Source organism: Variovorax pasteuri, from assembly GCF_051216435.1.
GTDB lineage: Bacteria > Pseudomonadota > Gammaproteobacteria > Burkholderiales > Burkholderiaceae_C > Variovorax.
This window is the reverse complement of the sequence record NZ_JBPJZS010000002.1, coordinates 713,938-733,188: the sequence shown is the minus strand read 5'-3', so window position 1 is coordinate 733,188 and position 19,251 is coordinate 713,938. Positions and strand designations below refer to the sequence as shown.

The following is a 19,251-nucleotide window of genomic DNA, read 5'->3' as shown; positions in this document are numbered from 1 at the left end:
CAGTGTGCACCAGCAGCCTCAGCCGCAGCCTGAGGCCGGCTCTGCGAACCCCGCATTTCCAGGCACGCCATTGCCCGGCAGACTCCGCCGCGATGACGCATTCGAACGACGTGACGAGTTTCTGGGCCGCCGCCACGGCAGTGTTCCTGCTGGCGGGGGTGATCAAGGGCGTGATCGGGCTGGGTCTGCCCACGGTGTCGATGGCGGTGCTGGCGCTGTGGATGCCGCCGGTGCAGGCCGCGGCGCTGCTGATCGTGCCTTCGCTGGTCACCAACATCTGGCAGACCGGGCCGCGCGCCACCTTCATGCCGGTGCTGCGGCGCATCGGTGGCATGCAGGTGGGCGTCGTCATCGGCACGCTGGGCGGAGCGCTCTGGCTGGGCGTGCCGGCGGGGGCCTGGGCTTCGGTGGCGCTCGGCGTGGCGCTGGTCGTCTATGCGGGGTGGAGCCTGACCGGGCGCCAGCTCCACGTGAGCGACGCACAGGCGCGCTGGCTCGGGCCGCTGGTGGGCATGGCCACGGGTCTGGTGACGGCGGTGACCGGGGTGTTCGCGGTGCCGGCGGTGCCCTACCTGCAGGCGCTGGGCTTCGAGCGCGATGCGCTGATCCAGGCGATGGGCATCTCGTTCACCACCTCGACGGTGGTGCTCGCCATCGGGCTGGCGGGGAACGGCGGCTATCCGATGTCGGCGCTCGGTGCGTCGTTCGCGATGCTGGTGCCGGCCGTCGGCGGCATGGTGCTCGGAACCTGGCTGCGCAAGCGGCTGCCGGTGGCCGTGTTTCGGCGCTGCTTCTTGATCGGGCTGGCGCTGCTGGGGCTTTACATGGCCGCGCGCGCCCTGGCGTGAGGGCGAAGCCTGCTCACGCGCCGAGCAGCAGGGCCGCGCGCACGCGCTCGATGGTCTGGCGGTAGGGCAGGGCGAAGTCGTCGATGGCGTCGCCGGCTTCGAGCCAGCTGAACGTGAACACCAGGCCTTCTTCTTCGGGGCTGCCCGTGGCCGTGTGCACGAAGGTTTCGGGCACGTCGGCAAGATGGCCCTCGGTGCGCATCAGGAACAGGTGCCACAGCTGGGGGTGGCGGTGGGTGTTGCCCTCGACGCCGGCCTCGCATTCGCGCTCGAGCGTGCCCAGCGCTTGCAGCGGGCCGGCGTAGTCGAGGCCCGACTCCTCGAGCAGCTCGCGCCGCACGGCCACCTCGGGCGATTCGCCAGGCTCGATGGTGCCCTTGGGGAGCTGCATGTTGCCGTCCTCGGGGTGGCGGAACACCAGCAGCCGGCCCCGCGCGTCGACCAGGCAGGCGCAGGCCTTGAGGATCGGGGCGGTGGGGCTGGCGGCAGTCATCAGGCGCCCGACAAGGCGGCCTTGACCGCTGCGCTGACCTGGCCCATGTCGGCCTTGCCGGCCAGGCGGGTCTTGACCACGCCCATCACCTTGCCCATGTCGCCGGGGCCGCTGGCACCCAGCTCGGCCACGATGGCCTTCACCGCGGCCACCGTCTCATCGGCGCTCATGCGCTGGGGCAGGTAGACCTCGAGCACCTTGATCTCAGAGGCTTCCTTGTCTGCCAGGTCGGCGCGGCCGCCGGTGGTGAAGGCGGCGATCGAGTCCTTGCGCTGCTTGACCATCTTGTCGACGATGGCCACGACCATGGCGTCGTCGAGCTCCACGCGCTCGTCGACTTCCTTCTGCTTCAGGGCGGCCAGCAGCAGGCGGATGGTGCCCAGGCGCTCGGCGTCCTTGGCGCGCATGGCCGTCTTCATGTCTTCGGTGATCTGTTCTTTGAGTGTCATTCGCAACCTTTCGGAAAAAACAAAAGCCGCGGCAGGTTTCCCTGGCGCGGCTTGGGCAACGGGGCGCTGGCGGTGACTTTCGTCGGCGGCCAGCTGCCCTGGGCGTTGCTTAGTACAGCTTCTTGGGGAGCTGCATGCTGCGCACGCGCTTGTAGTGGCGCTTGACGGCAGCGGCCTTCTTGCGCTTGCGCTCGGCGGTCGGCTTTTCGTAGAACTCGCGGGCGCGCAGGTCGGTCAGCAGGCCGAGCTTTTCGATGGTGCGCTTGAAACGGCGAAGTGCGACGTCGAAGGGCTCGTTTTCTTTAACGCGGATGGTGGTCATTGATGAATCGTTGAACTGAAGTTGGCTCGGGGAGATCGAGGCCCAAAGCCGGGGTTCCTCAACTGAAAAATTTTGTGGCCGTTGAGGGGAGGCCAAAAGTTAGCCCGCGATTATAGCGCGGTTGCGCACGCATGGGCGCTCGCCCAGGCCCATTGGAAGTTGTATCCGCCCAACCAACCGGTGACATCCACTACTTCGCCGATGAAATACAGGCCCGGTTGCTTCGATTCCATCGTCTGGGACGACAAATCGCGGGTATCGACCCCGCCGGCCGTGACTTCGGCCTTTTTGTAGCCCTCGGTGCCGCTGGGCGTGATCTGCCAGCGGGCGATGCGCTCCGACAGTGCCGCCAGCGCCTTGTCGGCCGCTTCGTTGACGGGGCGCTGCAGGGCAGGGTCTTGTCCGACCCAGGCGTCCGCCAGCCGGGAGGGCACCAGCGTGGCCAGTTCGTTGGCAATGCGTTTCTTCGAGCGGAGCTTGGCCTCGCCCAGCGATGCGGCCACGTCCACGCCCGGCGCAAAGTCCAGCGTCAGCGGGGTGCCGGGCTTCCAGTAGCTCGAAATCTGCAGCACCGCCGGACCCGACAGGCCGCGGTGGGTGAACAGCAGGTCTTCGAGGAAACCCATCTTCTCTTTCTTGGCGCCCGTCTCGATGCGCACCGGCAGCGCCAGTCCGGCCAGCTTTGCATACGGCGCCCAGGCGTCGCCGCCGAAGGTCAGCGGCACCAGCGCCGGCCGCGGCGTGACCAGCCGCAGGCCGAACTGCTCGGCGATGCGGTAGCCGAAGTCGCTCGCGCCGATCTGCGGAATCGACAGCCCGCCTGTGGCGACCACGATCTTCGATGCTTCGATGGCGCCGCGATTGCTCTCGATTTGATAGCTGCCCAGGCCCGTTCCCTCAGCGTGCGCGGCGGAGAACGTGATCTTCCCGACCTTGCACGGCTGCCAGCGCTCGACCCCGCCCGCCGCGCATTCGGCCAGCAGCATGTCGACGATCTGCTGCGAGGAGCCGTCGCAGAACAGCTGCCCCTTGTGCTTCTCGTGGAAGGCGATGCCGTGCTTTTGCACCAGTTCGATGAACTGCGCCGGCGCATAGCGCGACAGCGCCGAGCGGCAGAAATTCGGGTTGTCGCCGATGAAGTGGCGCTGCGGCGCGCGCACGTCGAGGTCGCGGTTGGTGAAGTTGGCCCGCCCGCCGCCGGAGATGCGGATCTTCTCGCCCACCTTCTCGCTGTGGTCCACCACCAGCACCTTCAGCCCGCGCTGGCCCGCCACGCCGGCGCAGAACAGCCCGGCGGCGCCGGCGCCGATCACAACGACGTCGAAGCGGGCGGCTGGGGAAGGCGCGGCGCTCAAGGCCCGTCGGCCGCCAGCAGCGGCGGCGGGTTGTATTTCAGGTGGCCCACGTAGCGCAGCGGCTGCGTGGCGGCAATCGACGGCACGTCGCCCTCGCGCATGTGCAGCAGGTCGGCCGGGCTCACCCAGCGCGGGTCGGCGCTGGTGATCGGCAGGCCGGCCTGCCTGTAGGCTTCGAGCACGAACTGCGAGCAGAAGAACTGGTCGTTGCGGCTCGCGCCCAGTTGCACCATGGCCATGCCGCTCATGCAGTAGTTGCTGATTGCGCTCGGCACCAGCGGCAGCTCACACAGGCGGCGGTTCAGCACGAAGGGGGCGTTCAGCAGCACACCCACGGTGTTGTAGCGCACGCCCACCTTCGACATCGCCCAGGCACGCATGCGCGCGGCGCCGGCTTCGTCGACGCCGGGTACGCGAAACGCCACCACCATCTGTTCTTCGTCGACCACCTCGGCCAGCGGCCGCGAACGCACGCCGGTGCCCACGGCTTCGGCGATCTGGCCGTCGCCGAGATACAGCACGGCGTGGCTCACCGGCGAGAAGGTGCCCAGGCGGATGCCGAAGGAGTTCACCGTGGCGATCGAGGTCAGCAGGATGTCGCCGGGCTCCAGCACGTCGGCGGCAATGAGCTCGCCGCCGTTGCCCGGCGCGATGACCGAGCTCTGCACCCGCAGGCGCAGGCCGTTGTCCTTGCTCGGCAGGTCGAGCCGGGTGGCGCAGGCCGAGAGCAGCAGGGCGGCGCCCGCCGCGGCAATGACCGCGGCGGTCTTGAGAGCGGCGCGCATCAGCCCTTCCAGACGAACGGAAACTTCAGCTGCTTGAAGAAGCCGTTGGGCACGTAGTCGCCCAGCACGCCGTACTTCTCGGGCCAGAGCTTGGTGCTCTTCACGGCCGTGCCGAAGAGGTAGTCGAGGAAGGCGTAGTGCGCCGCATAGTTCTTGTCGAGCGCCTCGATGTCCTGGCTGTGGTGCCAGTGGTGGAAGTTGGGCGTCACGATCAGGTAGCGCAGCGGGCCCAGCCGCACGCTCACGTTGCAGTGGTTGAACACCGCCTGGAAGCCGACCACCACGATGTACGCGTCGATCACTTCCTTGCTGAAGCCCAGCACGTAGATGGGCGCCAGCACCAGCGTGCGCGTGATCAGCAGCTCCAGGATGTGCTGGCGCGAGCCGGCCATCCAGTCCATGCTCTTAACGCTGTGGTGCACCGCGTGCAGGCGCCACAGCACGGGCACCTCGTGGTACGCGCGGTGGGTCCAGTACTGCACCAGATCGGCCACCAGGATGATCAGCAGGATGCCGGCCCAGAAAGGCAGGTTGCCCACCCAGCCGCGAATGCCGTCGTTGGCGGCCCAGCCGAAGAGCTTGTGCACCATCAGGTTGGTGGCCAGCAGCACGAAGCCCACGATCATGTGGTTCACCACGAAGTGGTGGAAGTCGGTTTGCCACTCCTCGCGGAACACGGGCTGGTCCTTGCGCAGTGCAAAGAGCTTCTCGATGAAGATGAAGATCAGCGACGAGCCCAGCAGATCGAGAATGAACCAGTCCAGACCGATGTACGGCGTGTTGTCCGCGAAGTCGTGCACCGGCACCTTGTGCCCGCCCAGCAGCGCCGACGCCGCCACCAGCAGGAACGCGGCCGAAGACAGCCAGCGCGAGCGGTTGAAGATGATGTTCACCAGCGACAGCCCGCCGGAGACGACCAGCGCCGCCAGCAAGATGTAGCGCATCACATCGACGTTGTAGCTCTTGCGCAGCTCGGGCGTGGTGAGGTACTGCGGAAAGTGGAAGGCCAGCACGCCAAGGAAGCACAGGATGGCCAGGCTCAGTGCAATGGTGCCGGTGACCAAGCCCTGGCCGCGGCGCAGTTCGCCGTGGTTCTGGGTGAAATCGTTGAGTTTGTCGATGTCGAGCATGGAGCCCCCTCGGGGTTGCGTTGTGTTTGTTGTGCGGCGGATTTTAGGTCGCGCGGGCCCTTTCCGGGCGCGCCCTGGGGCCTGCTCCAGCGCGACGGGCGCCGTCGACGCCTTGGGACACAATCGTCGACGTTCGTATATTGGCAAACTAATTGCTTGGAGTGGTCGTGATCATCAAACGAAATTTCATCCGCGCCCTCGTGGCTGCCGTTGCCGCCTGCACCCTCGGGTCGGCCTTTGCCCAAGCCCAGGAGAGCTCGCTCGCGCGGGTTCAGCGCACGCATGTGCTGCGCGTTGGCGCCATCGCCGGCGCCATTCCGTATTTCGCCAAGGACCCCGGCACCGGCAAGTGGGAAGGCTTCGGCCCCGACTTCAGCGAGAGCCTGGCCAAGAGCCTCGGCGCCAAGGTCGAATACGTCGAGACCACCTGGGGCAATGCGGTGCTCGACCTCCAGTCCAACAAGATCGACGCCATGTTCGGCCTGGCCCCGTCGCCGCAGCGCGCCGCCATGGTCAACTTTGCCGACACGCTGTTCGAGAACACCTACACGGTGGTCTGCAAGAAGGGCGTGCCGCAAAAGAGCTGGGAGCAGCTGAACACGCCCGACACCAAGATCGTGGTGGACATCGGCTCCAGCCACGACCAGCTGGCCCAGCGCGTGCTGCCGAAGGCCGACGTCACCCGTCTGGAGAACTCCGGCGCCGCCACCATGTCGCTGCAGGCCGGCCGCGCCGACTGCCAGGTGCTCGTGATCCTGCTGGCCGAGCCGCTGCTGGCCAAGCGTCCGGGCCTGGGCACGATGTACGTCCCGCAGCCGGTCTACACCGCGCCCGTGAGCATCGGCCTGCGCAAGGACACCGACCCCGGCCTGCAGAAAGCAGTGAACGCCTGGCTGGCCGAAGAGCGCACCAAGGGCGAAGTCCGCAGCGTCATCCTGAAGAACATGGAAAAGCTCGCGGGCGTGCCGGCCAGCGCCTTCCCGCCCGAAATCAAGTTCTGAAGGGGGCGTCATGGACCTCCAGGATCCCGCGAGCGAAGCCAGGGGCCGCTCCCGGCTCGGCACGGTCGTGCTGCTGGCGTGCGTGCTGGCCGGCATCTGGGCCGCGGTGCGCCATTTCTCCGGCGGCGCGTCGGGCACGGCCTACGACTGGGATTTCGGCGTGCTCTGGACCTACCGCAGGCTGTTGCTCATCGGTCTGGCCTACACGCTGGTCTTCACCGTCGTGTGCATCGTGCTCGGGCTCATCGTCGGGCTGGCGACGGGGCTGGGGCGCCTGTCGCGCAACCCCTGGGTGTCGGCGCCGATCCGCGCCTACATCGAGGTGTTCCGCTGCACGCCGGTGCTGGTGCAACTCGTGTGGTTCTACTACGCGCTGCCGGTGCTCACCGGGCTGGAGATATCGGCGGTGGTCGCCGCCACGCTGTGCCTGTCGCTGTACGGCGGCGCCTTTTACTCCGAGATCGTGCGCGGCGGCATCATTTCCATCGACAGCGGCCAGGTCGAGGCCGCCCGCGCGCTCGGCATGACGCGCATGCAGCTCATGCGCCGCGTGGTGCTGCCGCAGGCGTTCAAGCGCATGGTGCCGCCACTCATGAGCCAGTCGATCATGCAGCTGAAGAACACCTCGCTGCTGTCGGTGCTGGCCGTGCCCGACCTGCTCTACCAGGGCCAGGTGATCGCGCACGAAACCTACCGCCCGCTGGAGCTCTACACCTTCATCGCGGTCGCCTACTTTGCGGTGCTGCTGCCCGTCACCATCTGGGCCAAGCGCATGGAATTCGGCGCCGGGCCGAAGGAAGAAGTCTGAGATGCCCCAGCCCCTGATCGAGATCAGCAACCTCAGGAAGGCGTTCGGGCAGAACGTCGTCCTGAAGGACATTTCGCTGCAGGTCGAGCGCGGCCAGGTGGTCGCGATCATCGGGCCCTCGGGCTCGGGCAAGTCGACGCTGCTGCGCTGCATCAACCTGCTGTCGGTGCCCCACGGCGGACGCATCACGGTGGGCGAGCAGACCATCGAGTTCAACGGGGTGCACACCACGCTGCCCAACGAGCGCGCGCTCGCACGCTTCCGGGCGTCGACGGGCATGGTGTTCCAGCATTTCAATCTCTTCCCGCACATGACGGTGCTGCGCAATGTGATGGAAGGTCCCGTCACCGTGCTGAAGACGCCCAGGGCGCAGGCCGAGGCCGAGGCGCGCGCGCTGCTCGCCAAGGTGGGCCTGCTCGATCGCGCGGACTACTTTCCCGACAAGCTCTCGGGCGGCCAGAAGCAGCGCGTGGCCATTGCGCGTGCGCTGGCCATGAAGCCCGCCGTGATGCTGTTCGACGAGGCGACGTCCGCCCTCGACCCGGAGCTGGTCGGCGAGGTGCTCGGCGTCATCAAGGGCCTGGCCAAGGACGGCATGACCATGATCCTGGTGACGCACGAGATCGGCTTCGCGCGCGAGGTGGCCGACCAGGTCATCTTCATGCGCGACGGCGTGGTCGCGGAAAGCGGGCCTGCGCATGTGGTGATCGACGACCCGCGGCAAGCGTCCACGCAGGCTTTTCTGGGCCGCTTCAAGGGCGCGGCGGCATAGTGGCGGGTGCTGTGCGCGACGCAGCGCCCTTTCTCGGCGTGCTGATGCTCGACACGCGGTTTCCGCGGCCGCCGGGCGACGTGGGCAACCCGGCGACTTTCGAGCGGCATGGCATGGCCGTGCGCTTGCTCACGATCGAGGGCGCATCGCCCGAGCGCATCGTGAAAGAGGCCGACCCTTCACTGCTGCAACCCTTCGTCGACGGCGCGCTGCGGCTGGCCGGGGAGGGCGCGGCGATGCTCACGACCAGCTGCGGTTTTCTCGCGGCGTACCAGCAGGTGCTGGCCCGTGCGGTGCACGTACCTGTGGTCACGTCGAGCCTGCTGCAATGCCGGGAGTTCGCGCGGCCGGGCATCCTGACCTTCGACGCGGCGTCGATGAGCCGGGCCATCCTCGATGCGGCCGACGTGCCGCGGCACACGCCGGTGCAAGGCGTGCGGCCGGGCTGCGAGTTCCATCGGCGCATCCTGAACAACGAGACGCGGCTCGACCTCGCGCAAGCCGAACGCGACGTGGTCGATGCCGCGCGCCGTCTGGTGGCGCTTCATCCGGGGGTCGAAGACATCGTGCTGGAGTGCACCAACATGCCGCCTTACCGCGACGCCATCGTGCGCGCCACGGGCCGCCGTGTGCACGACATCGAGACGCTGCTGGTGGCCCGGTGGGCTGGCAGAGTCGCCCGCCCTTGACCCCCAGGCCCCTTGGCCCCCTTGGACGGATGCGCCGCTGCGTCAGTTCATCAGCTCATCAGCTTGTCCAACGTGATGGGCAGCGTTCGAACCCGCTTTCCGCACGCGTTGAAAACAGCATTGGCGACCGCGGCGCCCACGCCGGTGATGCCGATCTCGCCTACGCCGTGGGCGCCCATGGGCGAGTGCGGGTCGGGTATGTCGGTCCACATCACGTCGATCTCGGGCACGTCCATGTGCACCGGCACGTGGTAATCGGAAAGGCTGGCATTCATGATGCGGCCGTTGCGCTCGTCGAATTGCGTTTCTTCCATCAACGCCAGGCCCAGTCCCATGACGATGCCGCCACGGAACTGGCTGGCGGCCGTCTTGGCGTTGAGGATGCGTCCGCAGTCGAACGAGCCTAGAAAGCGGCTGACCCGCGTCTCGCCGGTCACCTCGTTCACCCGCACCTCGCAGAACATCGCGCCGTGCGAGTGCATCGACCAATGCATGGTCTCGAGCGGGGGCGGGGCGCTGGCCTCGACGACCAGCTCGTCGCGCCCGGCGCGCGCCAATATGGCGGCATAGCTTTCGAAACGAGCGGGATCATCGACGTTGCCGATGCCGCCGTCGCGGCCGACCACATCGTCGGGCTTCAGGCCATGCAAGGGCGAGTCCTTGTCGCAAAGCTTCAACAGCGCTGCGAAGAGTTCGTGCTGCGCCGCCATGACTGCGCTGCCGATCGAGGCAGTCTGCTGAGACCCCCCTGCAAGCACGACCCCGGGAAAGCGCGAATCGCCGTGGCAGAACTTCACCTGGTCCATCGTCAGGCCGAGCCGCTCGGCGGTGACCTGCTTTTGCGCGGTGGCGGTGCCCATGCCCATTTCATGCGCCGCAATCTCGACCGACACCCCGCCGTCTTTCGCAAGCGTGATGCGCGCCGCGCCGCCCGGCATGCGGTAGTAAGGATAGGTGGCGGTCGCGCAACCCATGCCGACCAGCCATTCCCCTTCGCGGCGTGTGCCCGGCGTCGCGTTTCGACGGATCCAGCCGAAGCGCTCGGCGCCGGAGCGGTAGGCCTCGACGATGTGGCGCGACGAGAAGGGGGCGCCCGTGGTCGGATCCTTCTGCGGTTCGTTGCGGATGCGAAGCTCGATCGGGTCCATCTGCATGGCATCGGCCAGTTCGTCGATGGCACTCTCCAGCGCGAAGGTGCCGACCGCTTCTCCGGGCGCGCGCATGAACGTGTTGGCCAGCATGTCGAGGGTCGCTACCTCGACGTCGAGCGCCCTGCTTGGCGCTGGCAGCGCCGGGCTCTGGCGCGCTCCAGTGGGCACCGCCCGCGGCCGGCAACCTGCGGCCTCAGGCTCTCGGTGGCTCAGCGCTTGCGGGTGGAGCGCCGGCCCAGCAGCGCGGCGGCGCCCAATGCCACGGCCATCACGAGCAGCGACACCACGGTGGTCACCGTGCCCAGCGCATAGATCGACGGCGTGGTCACGGTCGAGGTCAGGCCCTGCAGCTCCAGCGGGAGCGTGTTGACGTCGCCGATGGCCTGCGAGGTGCGGGCAATCTCGTCCCACGACAGGGTGAAGCCGAACATGCCGATGCCCACGATCGAGGGGCCGATCAGCGGCAGCACCACGAAGCGGAAGGTTTGCCACGGCGTGGCACCCAGGTCGCGCGCGGCTTCTTCGTAGGCCGGGTTGAAGCGGTTGAACACCGCGAACATGATGAGCAGCCCGAAGGGCAGCGTCCACGTCAGGTGGGCCCCCAGCGCGGAGCTGAACAGGCCGAGCGCGGTGCCGTAGCCTTCGAGCAGCGTGGTCGCGTCCATGGCCGTCAGCATGCCCTTCACGGCGGTGTCGAGCAGCCGGAACTGCAGGCCGATGCCCAGAGAAATGATGATCGACGGCATGATCAGGCTCGCCACCGTCACGAAGAAGAGGGCGTTGCTGCCGGCCAGTTTCTTGCGGAACGCCAGACCAGCCAGCACCGACAGCACGACGGTGAAGGCCATCACCACCGCCCCCAGCGCCAGCGAGCGCCGGAAGGCCGCGCCGATGTCGACGGTGCCCAGGCCTTCGGCCAGCTTGTAGAACCAGTGCAACGACACGCCCCGCAGCGGGAACGTCAGGCCGCCCTCGGGGCCCTGGAAGCTGAGCACGAAGATGGTGATCATCGGGCCGTAGAGAAACAGCACGAAGAGTGCGAAGACTGTCGCGAGGGGCCAGAAGCCGGGGCTGCGTTGTTCGCCGATTTTCACCCTAGAGCTCCTTGCGAATGTCGACCAGCCGGGTCAGCCCCCAGATGATCATCAGCACCACTGCAAGAAGAATCATCGCGTTGGCCGCTGCCAGCGGAAACTGCAGGTAGGAGGTCTGCACCTGGATGATCTTGCCGATGGAGGCGATCTGCTGCCCCCCCATCACGCCGATGGTCACGAAGTCGCCCATGACGATGGTGATGACGAAGATGGAGCCGATCAGGATGCCGGTGCGCGACAGCGGCACCACCACGTTCCACAGCGTCTGCCAGCCCGACGCACCCGCGTCGCTGGCCGCTTCGAGCAGCGAACGGTCGATGCGCATCATGCTGTTGAAGATCGGCACGATCATGAACATCGTGTACAGGTGCACGAAGGCCAGCACCACCGAGAAATCGGAGAACAGCAGCCACTCCACCGGCTGGTTGACGAGGCCCACGCCCATCAGCGCCTGGTTGACCAGCCCGTTGCGGCCCAGCAGCGGCACCCACGAGATCATGCGGATCACGTTCGACGTCCAGAACGGCACCGTGCACAGCACGAACAGCACCGTCTGCATGGTCGACGAGCGCACATGGAACGCCAGGAAGTACGCCACCGAAAACCCGATCAGCAGCGTGATGCCCCACACCAGCACGCAGAACTTGAACGTGCTCAGGTAGGTGTTGAGCGTGACGCACAGGTCGCCGTTGTCGGTCAGGTGCGAGCAGCCTTCGAACAGGCTCAGGTAGTTGCGCAGCGTGACCGCCGGAATCAACTCGTATTCGTTGAAATTCCACAGGCTGACCATCGCGACCAGCGCCAGCGGAATCAGGAAGAACAGCAGGAAGACAAGCGCGAACGGCGCCGCCTGCCACCACGCCTTGACAGTCAAAGCTCGCCCCCAGTCTTCGCGCACTTCGTGTCGCTACGCCAACCCCCTACCGGGGGCAACACCTGCGGCCCGGCAAAGCCGCATCCGCGGCGTTTCGCTAACAGGCCCAGCCTCCTCACGCGGCGACGAACTCGTTCCACTTGCGAACCATGTACTCGTTCTCGTCCATGACCGCGTTCCAGCAGGCGATGCCGCCCATGCGCTGTTCGTAGCTGCCGCCGTCGCGCACCGAACCGGCCTTGGCGATCACGTCGCCCTGCGGGCTCTTGATGTCCTGTGCGGCGGGCTTGCCTTCCATCCAGTAGGCCCACTCGTAGGCTTCCATCTTGGTCTTGGCGGTGTCGAGCACGGCGCTGTAGTAGCCCTGGCGGTTGAGGTACGCGCCGGCCCAGCCGTCGAGGAACCAGTTGATGAATTCGTAGGCACCGTCGAGCTTCTTGCCCGAGAGCGTGGCCGGCAGGCCGAAGCCCGAGGCCCAGGCGCGATAGCCTTCCTTGAGCGGCTGGAACGTGCAGTCGATGCCCTTGCTGCGCACGGCCGTGACGGCGGGCGACCACATCGACTGGATCACGACCTCGCCCGAGGCCATCAGGTTCACCGATTCGTTGAAGTCCTTCCACAGCGCGCGGAACTGGCCGGCTTTCTTGGCTTCGATCAGGGTCTTGATCGTCAGGTCGATCTCGGCCTTGGTCATGTTGCCCTTGTCGGCGTACTTGTGGATGCCCTTGGCCTCCACCACCATCGCGGCGTCCATGATGCCGATGGACGGAATGTTCAGGATCGCGGTCTTGCCCTTGAACTCGGGGTTCAGCAGCTCGGCCCACGAGGAGACCGGGCGCTTGATCAGGTCGGGGCGAATGCCCAGCGTGTCGGCGTTGTAGGTGGTCGGAATCAGCGACATGAACTGGGTGACCGACTTGGCGAAGACCTTGCTCTTCTCGCCCTCCAGATAAATCACCTTGACCGGCGCCGTGCCCTGGCTGCCGACCTTCTTGCCGGCGACTTCGCCCTTGGTGAAGAGCGAGGTGATCTTGTCGGCGTTCTTCACGCGCTTGGTGTCGATGCCCTTCAGGTTGCCGGTGGGCACGATTTTCTTGAGCGAGAAGAACTCGGTGTCGATCAGGTCGAAGCTGTTGGGCGCGGTCACGGCGCGCTTGGTCACCTCGTCGGTGGTGATGGCCACGTACTGGATCTCGATGCCGGTGTCGGCCTTGAATTTTTCGGCAATGGCCTTGTCCTGGTTCACCGCGGTGCCCAGGTAGCGCAGCACGATCTTTTCCTGCGCGTGCACGAAGGGCGCGATGCCCGTGGCCAGGATGCCGGCGGTGCCTTGCAGCAGCGTGCGGCGCTTGACGCCGGCGGACGAGTCGATGGGTTCGGTCATGGCTGAGTCTCCGTGAATGACAAGTGGAAAGGGACGCGGAAAAAAGGGGGGCTGGGTGGGCAGCGGCCTGCCTACAGGGTCATGGCGATCGCGGCGTTGTCGTCGCGCAGGGCGCCGGTGGGGGGCGGCGCCGGCGCACGCTCGCCCGGCGGCTTGACGCCGGGGCCGAGCGTGCGGGCATCGACGTCGGCCCATGACAGGCGCACCGTCTCGCCCTGTGCGATCGGGCTCGCCAGGAAGGCGGCTTCGCCCAGCAGGACCGACACGTTCTGGCGTCCGGGCGCGGGCGCCTGCAGCGCCAGGCCGAGCAGCACATAAGTGCCCTGGTACTCGACGTCGGTCACCGTGGCGACAAGGCCGCCGGTGGCGCCGCTGTCCGACGCGGCAATCCGCATGTGGTCGTTGCGCACGGCGATCGGGCCGGCGGGCGTGTCGAACACGTTGTGCCCGCCCATGAAGCGCGCCACGAACTCGCTGGCCGGGTGGTTGTAGATGGCGTGCGGCGCGCCGACCTGCTCGATCACCCCGTGGTTCATGACCACCATGGTGTCGGCCAGCGCCATCGCTTCTTCCTGCGAGTGCGTGACGTGCACGAAGGTCAGGCCCAGTTCCTTCTGCCAGCGCCGCAGTTCGGCGCGCATCTGGATGCGCAGGAAGGGGTCGAGCGCGGACAGCGGTTCGTCCAGCAGCAGCACCCGCGGCTCGGTGATGAGCGCCCGTGCCAGCGCCACGCGCTGCTGCTGGCCGCCGGAGAGTTCGCCGGGCTTGCGCTCGGCCAGGTGGCCCATGGCCACGCGTTCGAGCAGGTCGTGCGCGCGCTTCTGGCGTTCGGCCTTGCCGACGCCTTTCATCTTGAGGCTGAAGGCCACGTTGTCGGTGGCCGACAGGTGAGGAAACAGGGCGAAGCTCTGGAACATCATGGCCGTGCCGCGTGCGGCGGCGGGCAGGTTGGTGATGTTCCGGTTGTCGAGAAGGATGTCGCCGCTGGTGACCGACTCGTGCCCCGCGATCATGCGCAGCGTGGTGCTCTTGCCGCAGCCCGAGGGGCCCAGCAGGCAGCAGTAGCTGCCGCTGGCGATGCGCAGGTCGATCTGGTCGACGGCTGCCGGCGTGCCGGCGGCGTAGCGCTTGGTGAGCGCGACGATTTCGACGGCGGCGGGGACTGGCGTGGCGACGGCATTCATTGCCGAGGACCGAGCAGGATCCATGCCACGCCGCACCAAACCGGGGTGCAGGCCGGGGGCCGCCAGGGGGCCGAACGGCGTACAGACCGGCGCGTGCAGGTTGCGCCAGCCGGGCCCGGCGGGCTAGCGCCGCGGGATCAGGTGCCGAACTTGCCCGCGTCCACCGGCAACTGCGCCGCGGCCAGGCCGCGCAGCACGTCGCCCACCACGATCACCGCAGGGCTCGCGAGGCCGGCTTCGGCGATGCCGCTCTGCAGCTTGTCCAGCGTGGTCGCGATGTGCCGCTGGTGCGGCAGGCTCGCGTGCTGGATGACGGCCACCGGCGTGTCGCCCGGCAGGCCTTGCAGCAGTTCGCGCTCGATGTGTCCGGCACCCGCCACGCCCATGTAGATCACCAGCGTCAGGCGCGCGTTGTACGCCGTGGCGGCCAGCGCGCGCCAGTCGGTCGGGTCTTCGGCCGCGCCCGCACCGGTCTTGGCGTGGCCGGTGACGAACACCACGCCCTGCGCATGGTCGCGGTGCGTGAGCGGCACCCCCAGCGAGGTCACGGCGGCCAAGCCCGCGGTGATGCCGTTGACCACGGCGCATTCGATGCCGGCTTCACGCAGGTGCGCCACCTCTTCGCCGCCGCGCCCGAAGATGAAGGGGTCACCGCCCTTGAGCCGCACCACGGTCTCGCCTTCGTGCACGGCGGTGATCATCAGCCGCTCGATGAAGGCCTGCGGCGTGCTCTTGCAGCCGCCGCGCTTGCCCACGTGCACGATGCGCGCGCCGGGGCGGGCATAGGCCAGGATCTCGTCGTTCACCAGGTCGTCCACCAGCAGCACCGTGGCGGCCTGGATCGCCTTCACCGCCTTGACCGTCAGCAGCTCCGGGTCGCCGGGGCCGGCGCCCACCAGCGTGCAGCGCCCGGTGACGAGGGAAGAAGGGGTGGGGGTGGCGTTGTTGTTCATGCGTGGGATGCCAGTTGCGTGATGTGCCTGACCTGCGTCGCGATCGCCGCCGGCACGGGAAGCTCGCCGGCCAGCACGCGTCGCGTGTACGCGGCCGTGGTGGCCACGTCGATTTCCGTCGGCAGGCCCGGTACTTCGCTGGTGGTGCCCGGCTGCTGGGCCTGCAGCTCGGTGCGCACGCCGCGCACGAAGCCGTCGATCTGCGCGGTGCGGCGAGGGTCGGACACCACCTCGCCTTCGAGGCCGCGCGAGAGCAGGGCGGTCTGGCCCGTGAGCTCGAAGGTCTCGCCCATGGTGCGCGCGTATTCGGGGTGCGTGTAGCTGGCGACCACCACGCAGGGGCCGGCGCCGGGCTGCATGAGCTTGACCACGCTGTGGCCCGGGTTGCGCAGTCCGACCACGCGGCGCACGTCGAGCAGGCGCTTGAGCGCGGGGTTGAGCAGTTCGGTGGGTGCGAAGGCGGCTTCGCCGTTGGCGATGGGGCGAACGGCCGTCAGCGGCGCAATGTCCATCGCCGCGAGCACGTTCGACGCCAGCACGCGCGAGGTTTCGCTCGCGCTGCCGTGCACCAGCACCGGCAGGCCTTCGCGGGCCAGCAGCAGCGCCAGCAGGGGCGTGAGCACCGGCAGCTTGCGCGCGCCGTTGTAGCTGGGCAGCACGACCAGCGGACGGTCGCCGGCCGGAATGCGGTGCAGCCTGGCGTGCGTGGCGTCCAGAAAGCCGGCCATCTCTTCGGGCGTTTCGCCCTTGATGCGCATGGCCAGGCAGAAGCCGCCGATTTCGAGGTCGGTGACGCTGCCGTCCAGCACCTGGCCGAACAGGTCGGTGGCCTGTTCGCGTGTGAGCGGCCTGGCGCCTCGCGCGCCGCGGCCGATTTCCTTGATGTATTGACTGATTCCCATGGGTGGGGCGATTGTCCTGCAAGGCTTATGCCGGAATGTGAGTTGGCTTATGCACCGGTCTTTCTCCTTCCCCCGCTGGGGGAAGGCCGGGATGGGGGCTCGCGGCTTTCGAGGCTGCGCGGCGTTGAATGCCGCTTGCCCCCACCCCAGCCCTCCCCCAAAGGGGGAGGGAGCCATGCGCGGGGTCATGGCGCCACCGCCTCCGCCTCGACCGCCGTCGCCCGCACCATCCGCTTGAGCTCCGGAATGCACGACCCGCAGTTCGTGCCGCACTTCAGCGCCCCCTGCAGCTTGGCCAGCCGCTCGTCCGCCGTGCCGCTGCAACGCCCCAGTTCGGTCTGTATCGCCACGTCCGCCACGTTGAAACAGGTGCACACCGTCTTGCCGCGCGACTGCACCGCCACCGGCGCGCGTGCGCCCGGCGACAGCAGCAGGCGGCCGTAGGTCTGCGCCGGCAGCTCCTCGCGCAGCAGCGTGGCGATCCAGGCCTCGGCGCTGGTGTCGCCGCCCAGCAGAAAGGCGTCGAGGCCCGCGCTGCCGTCAGGGCGGCGCACCAGCCGGGCCGAGCGCCGCTGGCCGCGGCGGCGGTCGGCGTAGCGCAGGGTGTCGGCGGCCTGCAGGCCGAGCAGGGCTTCGATCTGCTCGACCAGCGCCTCGTCGGGCGCGTCGTGCGCGGCGGCGCGAAACAGCAGGCCGCAGCGCTCCTGGCCCTGCGTGTTCCCCGCGAACGGCACGCAGGTCGCGAACGGAAACATCGCCATCAAGGGCTGCAGCGCGCGGTGCGCGGTCAGCGCTTCGTCGGCGGGCAGCCAGGCCATGGCCAGCAGCGACCAGGGCAGCTCGGCCTTCAGGATCTTCACCGGCGTGTGCTTCAGCTCGGGCTGCTTCGAAGTGGGGCAGAAGGCCGGCGTGGTCAGCGCATTGATGCCCGCGAGCCGCTCGCCGGTCGACGAGCAGCCGCTCAGGTATTCCTCGCCCCAGTGCATCGCGACGAAGGCCTGGCTCATGCCGACCTCGGCGCTGGCGCGCGCCGGCAGGACGATCGCGCCGCGCTTCGACGCGAGGTGCACCAGGTCGCCTTCCTGGATCTGCCGGCGCGCCATGTCCTGCGCATGCATCTGCACCATCGGTTCCGACACGTGCCCGAACAGCCGGCCGGCCGTGCCGGTGCGGCTCATGCCGTGCCACTGGTCGCGCAGGCGGCCGGTGTTCAGCGAGAAGGGGTAGCGCGCCTCGCGGGCCTCGGCCACCGGCTTGTAGACGGTGTCGACGAAGCGCGCGCGCCCGTCCGGCGTGGGGAACACGCCGTCTTCGTACAGGCGCACGCGGCCGGTGCTTTCGCCTTCCTTCAGCGGCCATTGCTGCGGGCCGGCTGTTTCCAGCATCGCGTAGCTCAGGCCGGTGATGTCCAGGTCGCGCCCACGCGTCGATTCGCGGTGCTCGTTCCACACCGATTCGGCCGTGTCGTAGGGAAACAGCGTGAAGCTCCGGCCCAGTTGCCGTTCGAGCCGGTGCGCGAAGGCCACCGCGATCGACCAGTCGTTGCGCGCCTCGCCCGGCGCCGGCACCGCGGCCCGCACGCGCGAGATGCGGCGCTCGCTGTTGGTCACGGTGCCTTCCTTTTCGCCCCAGGTGGTGGCGGGCAGCAGCAGGTCGGCGAAGGCGCAGGTGGCGGTGGTGGCGAAGGCCTCCTGCACCACGACGAATTCGGCGCGCTCCAGCGCACGGCGCACCGTGGCCTGGTCGGGCATCGACTGGGCGGGGTTGGTGCAGGCGATCCACAGGGCGCGGATCTCGCCGTCGGCCGCGGCCTGGAACATCTCGATGGCGGTCTTGCCCGGCTTCCCGGGCACCGAAGGCACGCCCCACAGCGCGGCCACTTCCGCACGGTGTTCGGGGTTTGCCAGGTCGCGGTGCGCGCTCAGCAGGTTGGCGAGGCCGCCCACTTCGCGACCGCCCATCGCATTGGGCTGGCCGGTCAGCGAGAACGGTCCGGCGCCGGGCTTGCCGATCTGCGCGGTGGCCAGGTGCAGGTTGATGAGCGCCGCGTTCTTCGCCGTGCCGCTCGAAGATTGGTTCAGGCCCTGGCAGTACAGGCTCAGCGTGGCTGGCGAGGTCGCGAAGAGGCGCGCGGCCTCGAACAGGTCTTCCTTCGAGATGCCGCACACCTGCGCCACCTTGTCCGGCGTGCATTCGCGCACCGTGGCCTTCAGCGCGTCGAAGCCGCCGGTGTGGGCCGCGATGTACGCCGCGTCGGTCCAGCCTTCCCACAGCATCAGGTGCAGCATGCCGTTGAACAGCATGACGTCGGTGCCGGGCTGGATCGGCAGGAACAGGTCGGCAATCTCGACCGTGTCGGTGCGGCGCGGGTCGGCCACGACGATCTTCAGCGCCGGGTTCGCGGCCTTCGCGTCCTCGATGCGGCGAAAAAGAATGGGGTGCGCCCACGCCGTGTTGCTGCCCACGATGAACAGGCAGTCGGCATGCTTCAGGTCGTCGTAGCAGGCCGGCGGCGCGTCGGCGCCCAGTGTCTGCTTGTAGCCGGCCACCGCGCTGCTCATGCACAGGCGCGAGTTGGTGTCGATGTTGTTGGTGCCCACCAGGCCCTTGGCGAGCTTGTTGAAGACGTAGTAGTCCTCGGTGAGCAACTGGCCCGACACGTAGAAGCCGACTGCGTCCGGGCCATGGTCGCGAATCACCTGGGCGAACTTGCCAGCTGCGTTGTCCAGCGCGGTGTGCCACGGCACCGCCGTGGGCGCTTCGTCGCGCGCCAGGCGCTGCAGCGGCTGCAGCAGGCGCGTCTGGCGCGTGACCGTGGCGCTGGCCGTGAGGTGCAGCGTCGAGCCCTTGGTGCACAGGCGGCCGAAGTTGGCCGGGTGGTCGGGGTCGCCGCGCACGCCGGTGATCTCGGCGCCGTGCGATTCGATGATGACGCCGCAGCCGACGCCGCAGTAGGGGCAGGTGGAGCGGGTTTCCTTTCTTGCTCCCTCCCTTTCCGGGGGAGGGTTGGGGTGGGGGCTCGCGGCTTGTTCCATGGACATGCTGTTGTTCGTGTTC

General features: G+C 68.0%; 19 protein-coding genes. 5 read left to right on the top strand and 14 right to left on the bottom strand.

Annotated features, from left to right (window positions below):
* Nucleotides 1–92 precede the first annotated feature (92 nt).
* Nucleotides 93–848: a sulfite exporter TauE/SafE family protein gene (locus tag ACSFBM_RS10550; RefSeq protein ID WP_435484283.1), complete on the top strand. Its 756-nt coding sequence runs from the start codon at nucleotides 93–95 to the stop codon at nucleotides 846–848.
* Nucleotides 849–861: 13 nt separating this feature from the next.
* Here ACSFBM_RS10550 and ACSFBM_RS10545 read toward each other — a convergent pair whose 3' ends face one another.
* The 6 genes from ACSFBM_RS10545 to ACSFBM_RS10520 all read right to left on the bottom strand — a co-directional run bounded on the left by ACSFBM_RS10545 (nucleotide 862) and on the right by ACSFBM_RS10520 (nucleotide 5,382).
* On the bottom strand, nucleotides 862–1,341 hold the full coding sequence (locus ACSFBM_RS10545) for an NUDIX domain-containing protein (RefSeq protein ID WP_435484282.1): 480 nt from the start codon (nucleotides 1,339–1,341) through the stop codon (nucleotides 862–864).
* Nucleotides 1,341–1,790: a GatB/YqeY domain-containing protein gene (locus ACSFBM_RS10540; protein ID WP_435436581.1), complete on the bottom strand. Its 450-nt coding sequence runs from the start codon at nucleotides 1,788–1,790 to the stop codon at nucleotides 1,341–1,343. The genes ACSFBM_RS10545 and ACSFBM_RS10540 overlap by 1 nt, the downstream gene beginning before the upstream one ends.
* A 109-nt stretch (nucleotides 1,791–1,899) precedes the next feature.
* On the bottom strand, nucleotides 1,900–2,112 hold the full coding sequence (gene rpsU, locus ACSFBM_RS10535; RefSeq protein WP_007833691.1) for a 30S ribosomal protein S21: 213 nt from the start codon (nucleotides 2,110–2,112) through the stop codon (nucleotides 1,900–1,902).
* Between the two features lie 110 nt (nucleotides 2,113–2,222).
* A complete protein-coding gene (locus ACSFBM_RS10530) occupies nucleotides 2,223–3,467 on the bottom strand; it encodes a BaiN/RdsA family NAD(P)/FAD-dependent oxidoreductase (RefSeq protein ID WP_435484281.1) in 1,245 nt (414 codons plus the stop codon).
* Nucleotides 3,464–4,252: a YaeF family permuted papain-like enzyme gene (locus tag ACSFBM_RS10525; protein WP_435484280.1), complete on the bottom strand. Its 789-nt coding sequence runs from the start codon at nucleotides 4,250–4,252 to the stop codon at nucleotides 3,464–3,466. The genes ACSFBM_RS10530 and ACSFBM_RS10525 overlap by 4 nt, the downstream gene beginning before the upstream one ends.
* Nucleotides 4,252–5,382 carry a sterol desaturase family protein gene (locus ACSFBM_RS10520; protein ID WP_435436584.1) on the bottom strand — a complete coding sequence of 377 codons (1,131 nt, stop codon included), beginning with the start codon at nucleotides 5,380–5,382 and terminating at the stop codon, nucleotides 4,252–4,254. The genes ACSFBM_RS10525 and ACSFBM_RS10520 overlap by 1 nt, the downstream gene beginning before the upstream one ends.
* A 167-nt stretch (nucleotides 5,383–5,549) precedes the next feature.
* Between ACSFBM_RS10520 and ACSFBM_RS10515 the strand changes: the two genes are divergently transcribed.
* The 4 genes from ACSFBM_RS10515 to ACSFBM_RS10500 are packed head-to-tail and all read left to right on the top strand — an operon-like array spanning nucleotide 5,550 to nucleotide 8,652.
* Complete coding sequence (locus ACSFBM_RS10515; RefSeq protein ID WP_435484279.1) at nucleotides 5,550–6,383, top strand: transporter substrate-binding domain-containing protein; 834 nt, start codon at nucleotides 5,550–5,552, stop codon at nucleotides 6,381–6,383.
* Nucleotides 6,384–6,393: 10 nt separating this feature from the next.
* Nucleotides 6,394–7,191: an amino acid ABC transporter permease gene (locus ACSFBM_RS10510; RefSeq protein ID WP_435484278.1), complete on the top strand. Its 798-nt coding sequence runs from the start codon at nucleotides 6,394–6,396 to the stop codon at nucleotides 7,189–7,191.
* A gap of 1 nt (nucleotide 7,192) precedes the next feature.
* Nucleotides 7,193–7,963, top strand: a complete 771-nt coding sequence (locus tag ACSFBM_RS10505; RefSeq protein ID WP_435484277.1) for an amino acid ABC transporter ATP-binding protein — start codon at nucleotides 7,193–7,195, stop codon at nucleotides 7,961–7,963.
* Nucleotides 7,964–7,974: 11 nt separating this feature from the next.
* Nucleotides 7,975–8,652: an aspartate/glutamate racemase family protein gene (locus ACSFBM_RS10500; protein WP_435484276.1), complete on the top strand. Its 678-nt coding sequence runs from the start codon at nucleotides 7,975–7,977 to the stop codon at nucleotides 8,650–8,652.
* Nucleotides 8,653–8,702: 50 nt separating this feature from the next.
* On the opposite strand, the gene ACSFBM_RS10495 is transcribed toward ACSFBM_RS10500, so the two are convergent.
* The 8 genes from ACSFBM_RS10495 to ACSFBM_RS10460 all read right to left on the bottom strand — a co-directional run bounded on the left by ACSFBM_RS10495 (nucleotide 8,703) and on the right by ACSFBM_RS10460 (nucleotide 19,229).
* Nucleotides 8,703–9,971: a xanthine dehydrogenase family protein molybdopterin-binding subunit gene (locus tag ACSFBM_RS10495; RefSeq protein ID WP_435484275.1), complete on the bottom strand. Its 1,269-nt coding sequence runs from the start codon at nucleotides 9,969–9,971 to the stop codon at nucleotides 8,703–8,705.
* Between the two features lie 41 nt (nucleotides 9,972–10,012).
* A complete protein-coding gene (locus tag ACSFBM_RS10490; protein WP_435484274.1) occupies nucleotides 10,013–10,897 on the bottom strand; it encodes an ABC transporter permease in 885 nt (294 codons plus the stop codon).
* 1 nt (nucleotide 10,898) lies between these two features.
* A complete protein-coding gene (locus tag ACSFBM_RS10485) occupies nucleotides 10,899–11,771 on the bottom strand; it encodes an ABC transporter permease (RefSeq protein ID WP_435436586.1) in 873 nt (290 codons plus the stop codon).
* Between the two features lie 115 nt (nucleotides 11,772–11,886).
* Entirely contained in the window at nucleotides 11,887–13,155 is a 1,269-nt protein-coding gene (locus tag ACSFBM_RS10480) for an ABC transporter substrate-binding protein (RefSeq protein ID WP_435484273.1), read from the bottom strand.
* Nucleotides 13,156–13,226: 71 nt separating this feature from the next.
* A complete protein-coding gene (locus ACSFBM_RS10475; protein WP_435484272.1) occupies nucleotides 13,227–14,339 on the bottom strand; it encodes an ABC transporter ATP-binding protein in 1,113 nt (370 codons plus the stop codon).
* 137 nt (nucleotides 14,340–14,476) lie between these two features.
* Nucleotides 14,477–15,292 carry a uroporphyrinogen-III C-methyltransferase gene (gene cobA / locus ACSFBM_RS10470; RefSeq protein ID WP_435484271.1) on the bottom strand — a complete coding sequence of 272 codons (816 nt, stop codon included), beginning with the start codon at nucleotides 15,290–15,292 and terminating at the stop codon, nucleotides 14,477–14,479.
* Nucleotides 15,289–16,194 (bottom strand): DNA-binding protein YbiB, encoded by a 906-nt coding sequence (gene ybiB / locus ACSFBM_RS10465; RefSeq protein ID WP_435484270.1) that lies wholly within the window; start codon nucleotides 16,192–16,194, stop codon nucleotides 15,289–15,291. The genes cobA and ybiB overlap by 4 nt, the downstream gene beginning before the upstream one ends.
* Before the next feature lie 185 nt (nucleotides 16,195–16,379).
* Entirely contained in the window at nucleotides 16,380–19,229 is a 2,850-nt protein-coding gene (locus tag ACSFBM_RS10460; protein ID WP_435484790.1) for a nitrate reductase, read from the bottom strand.
* Nucleotides 19,230–19,251: the final 22 nt, after the last annotated feature.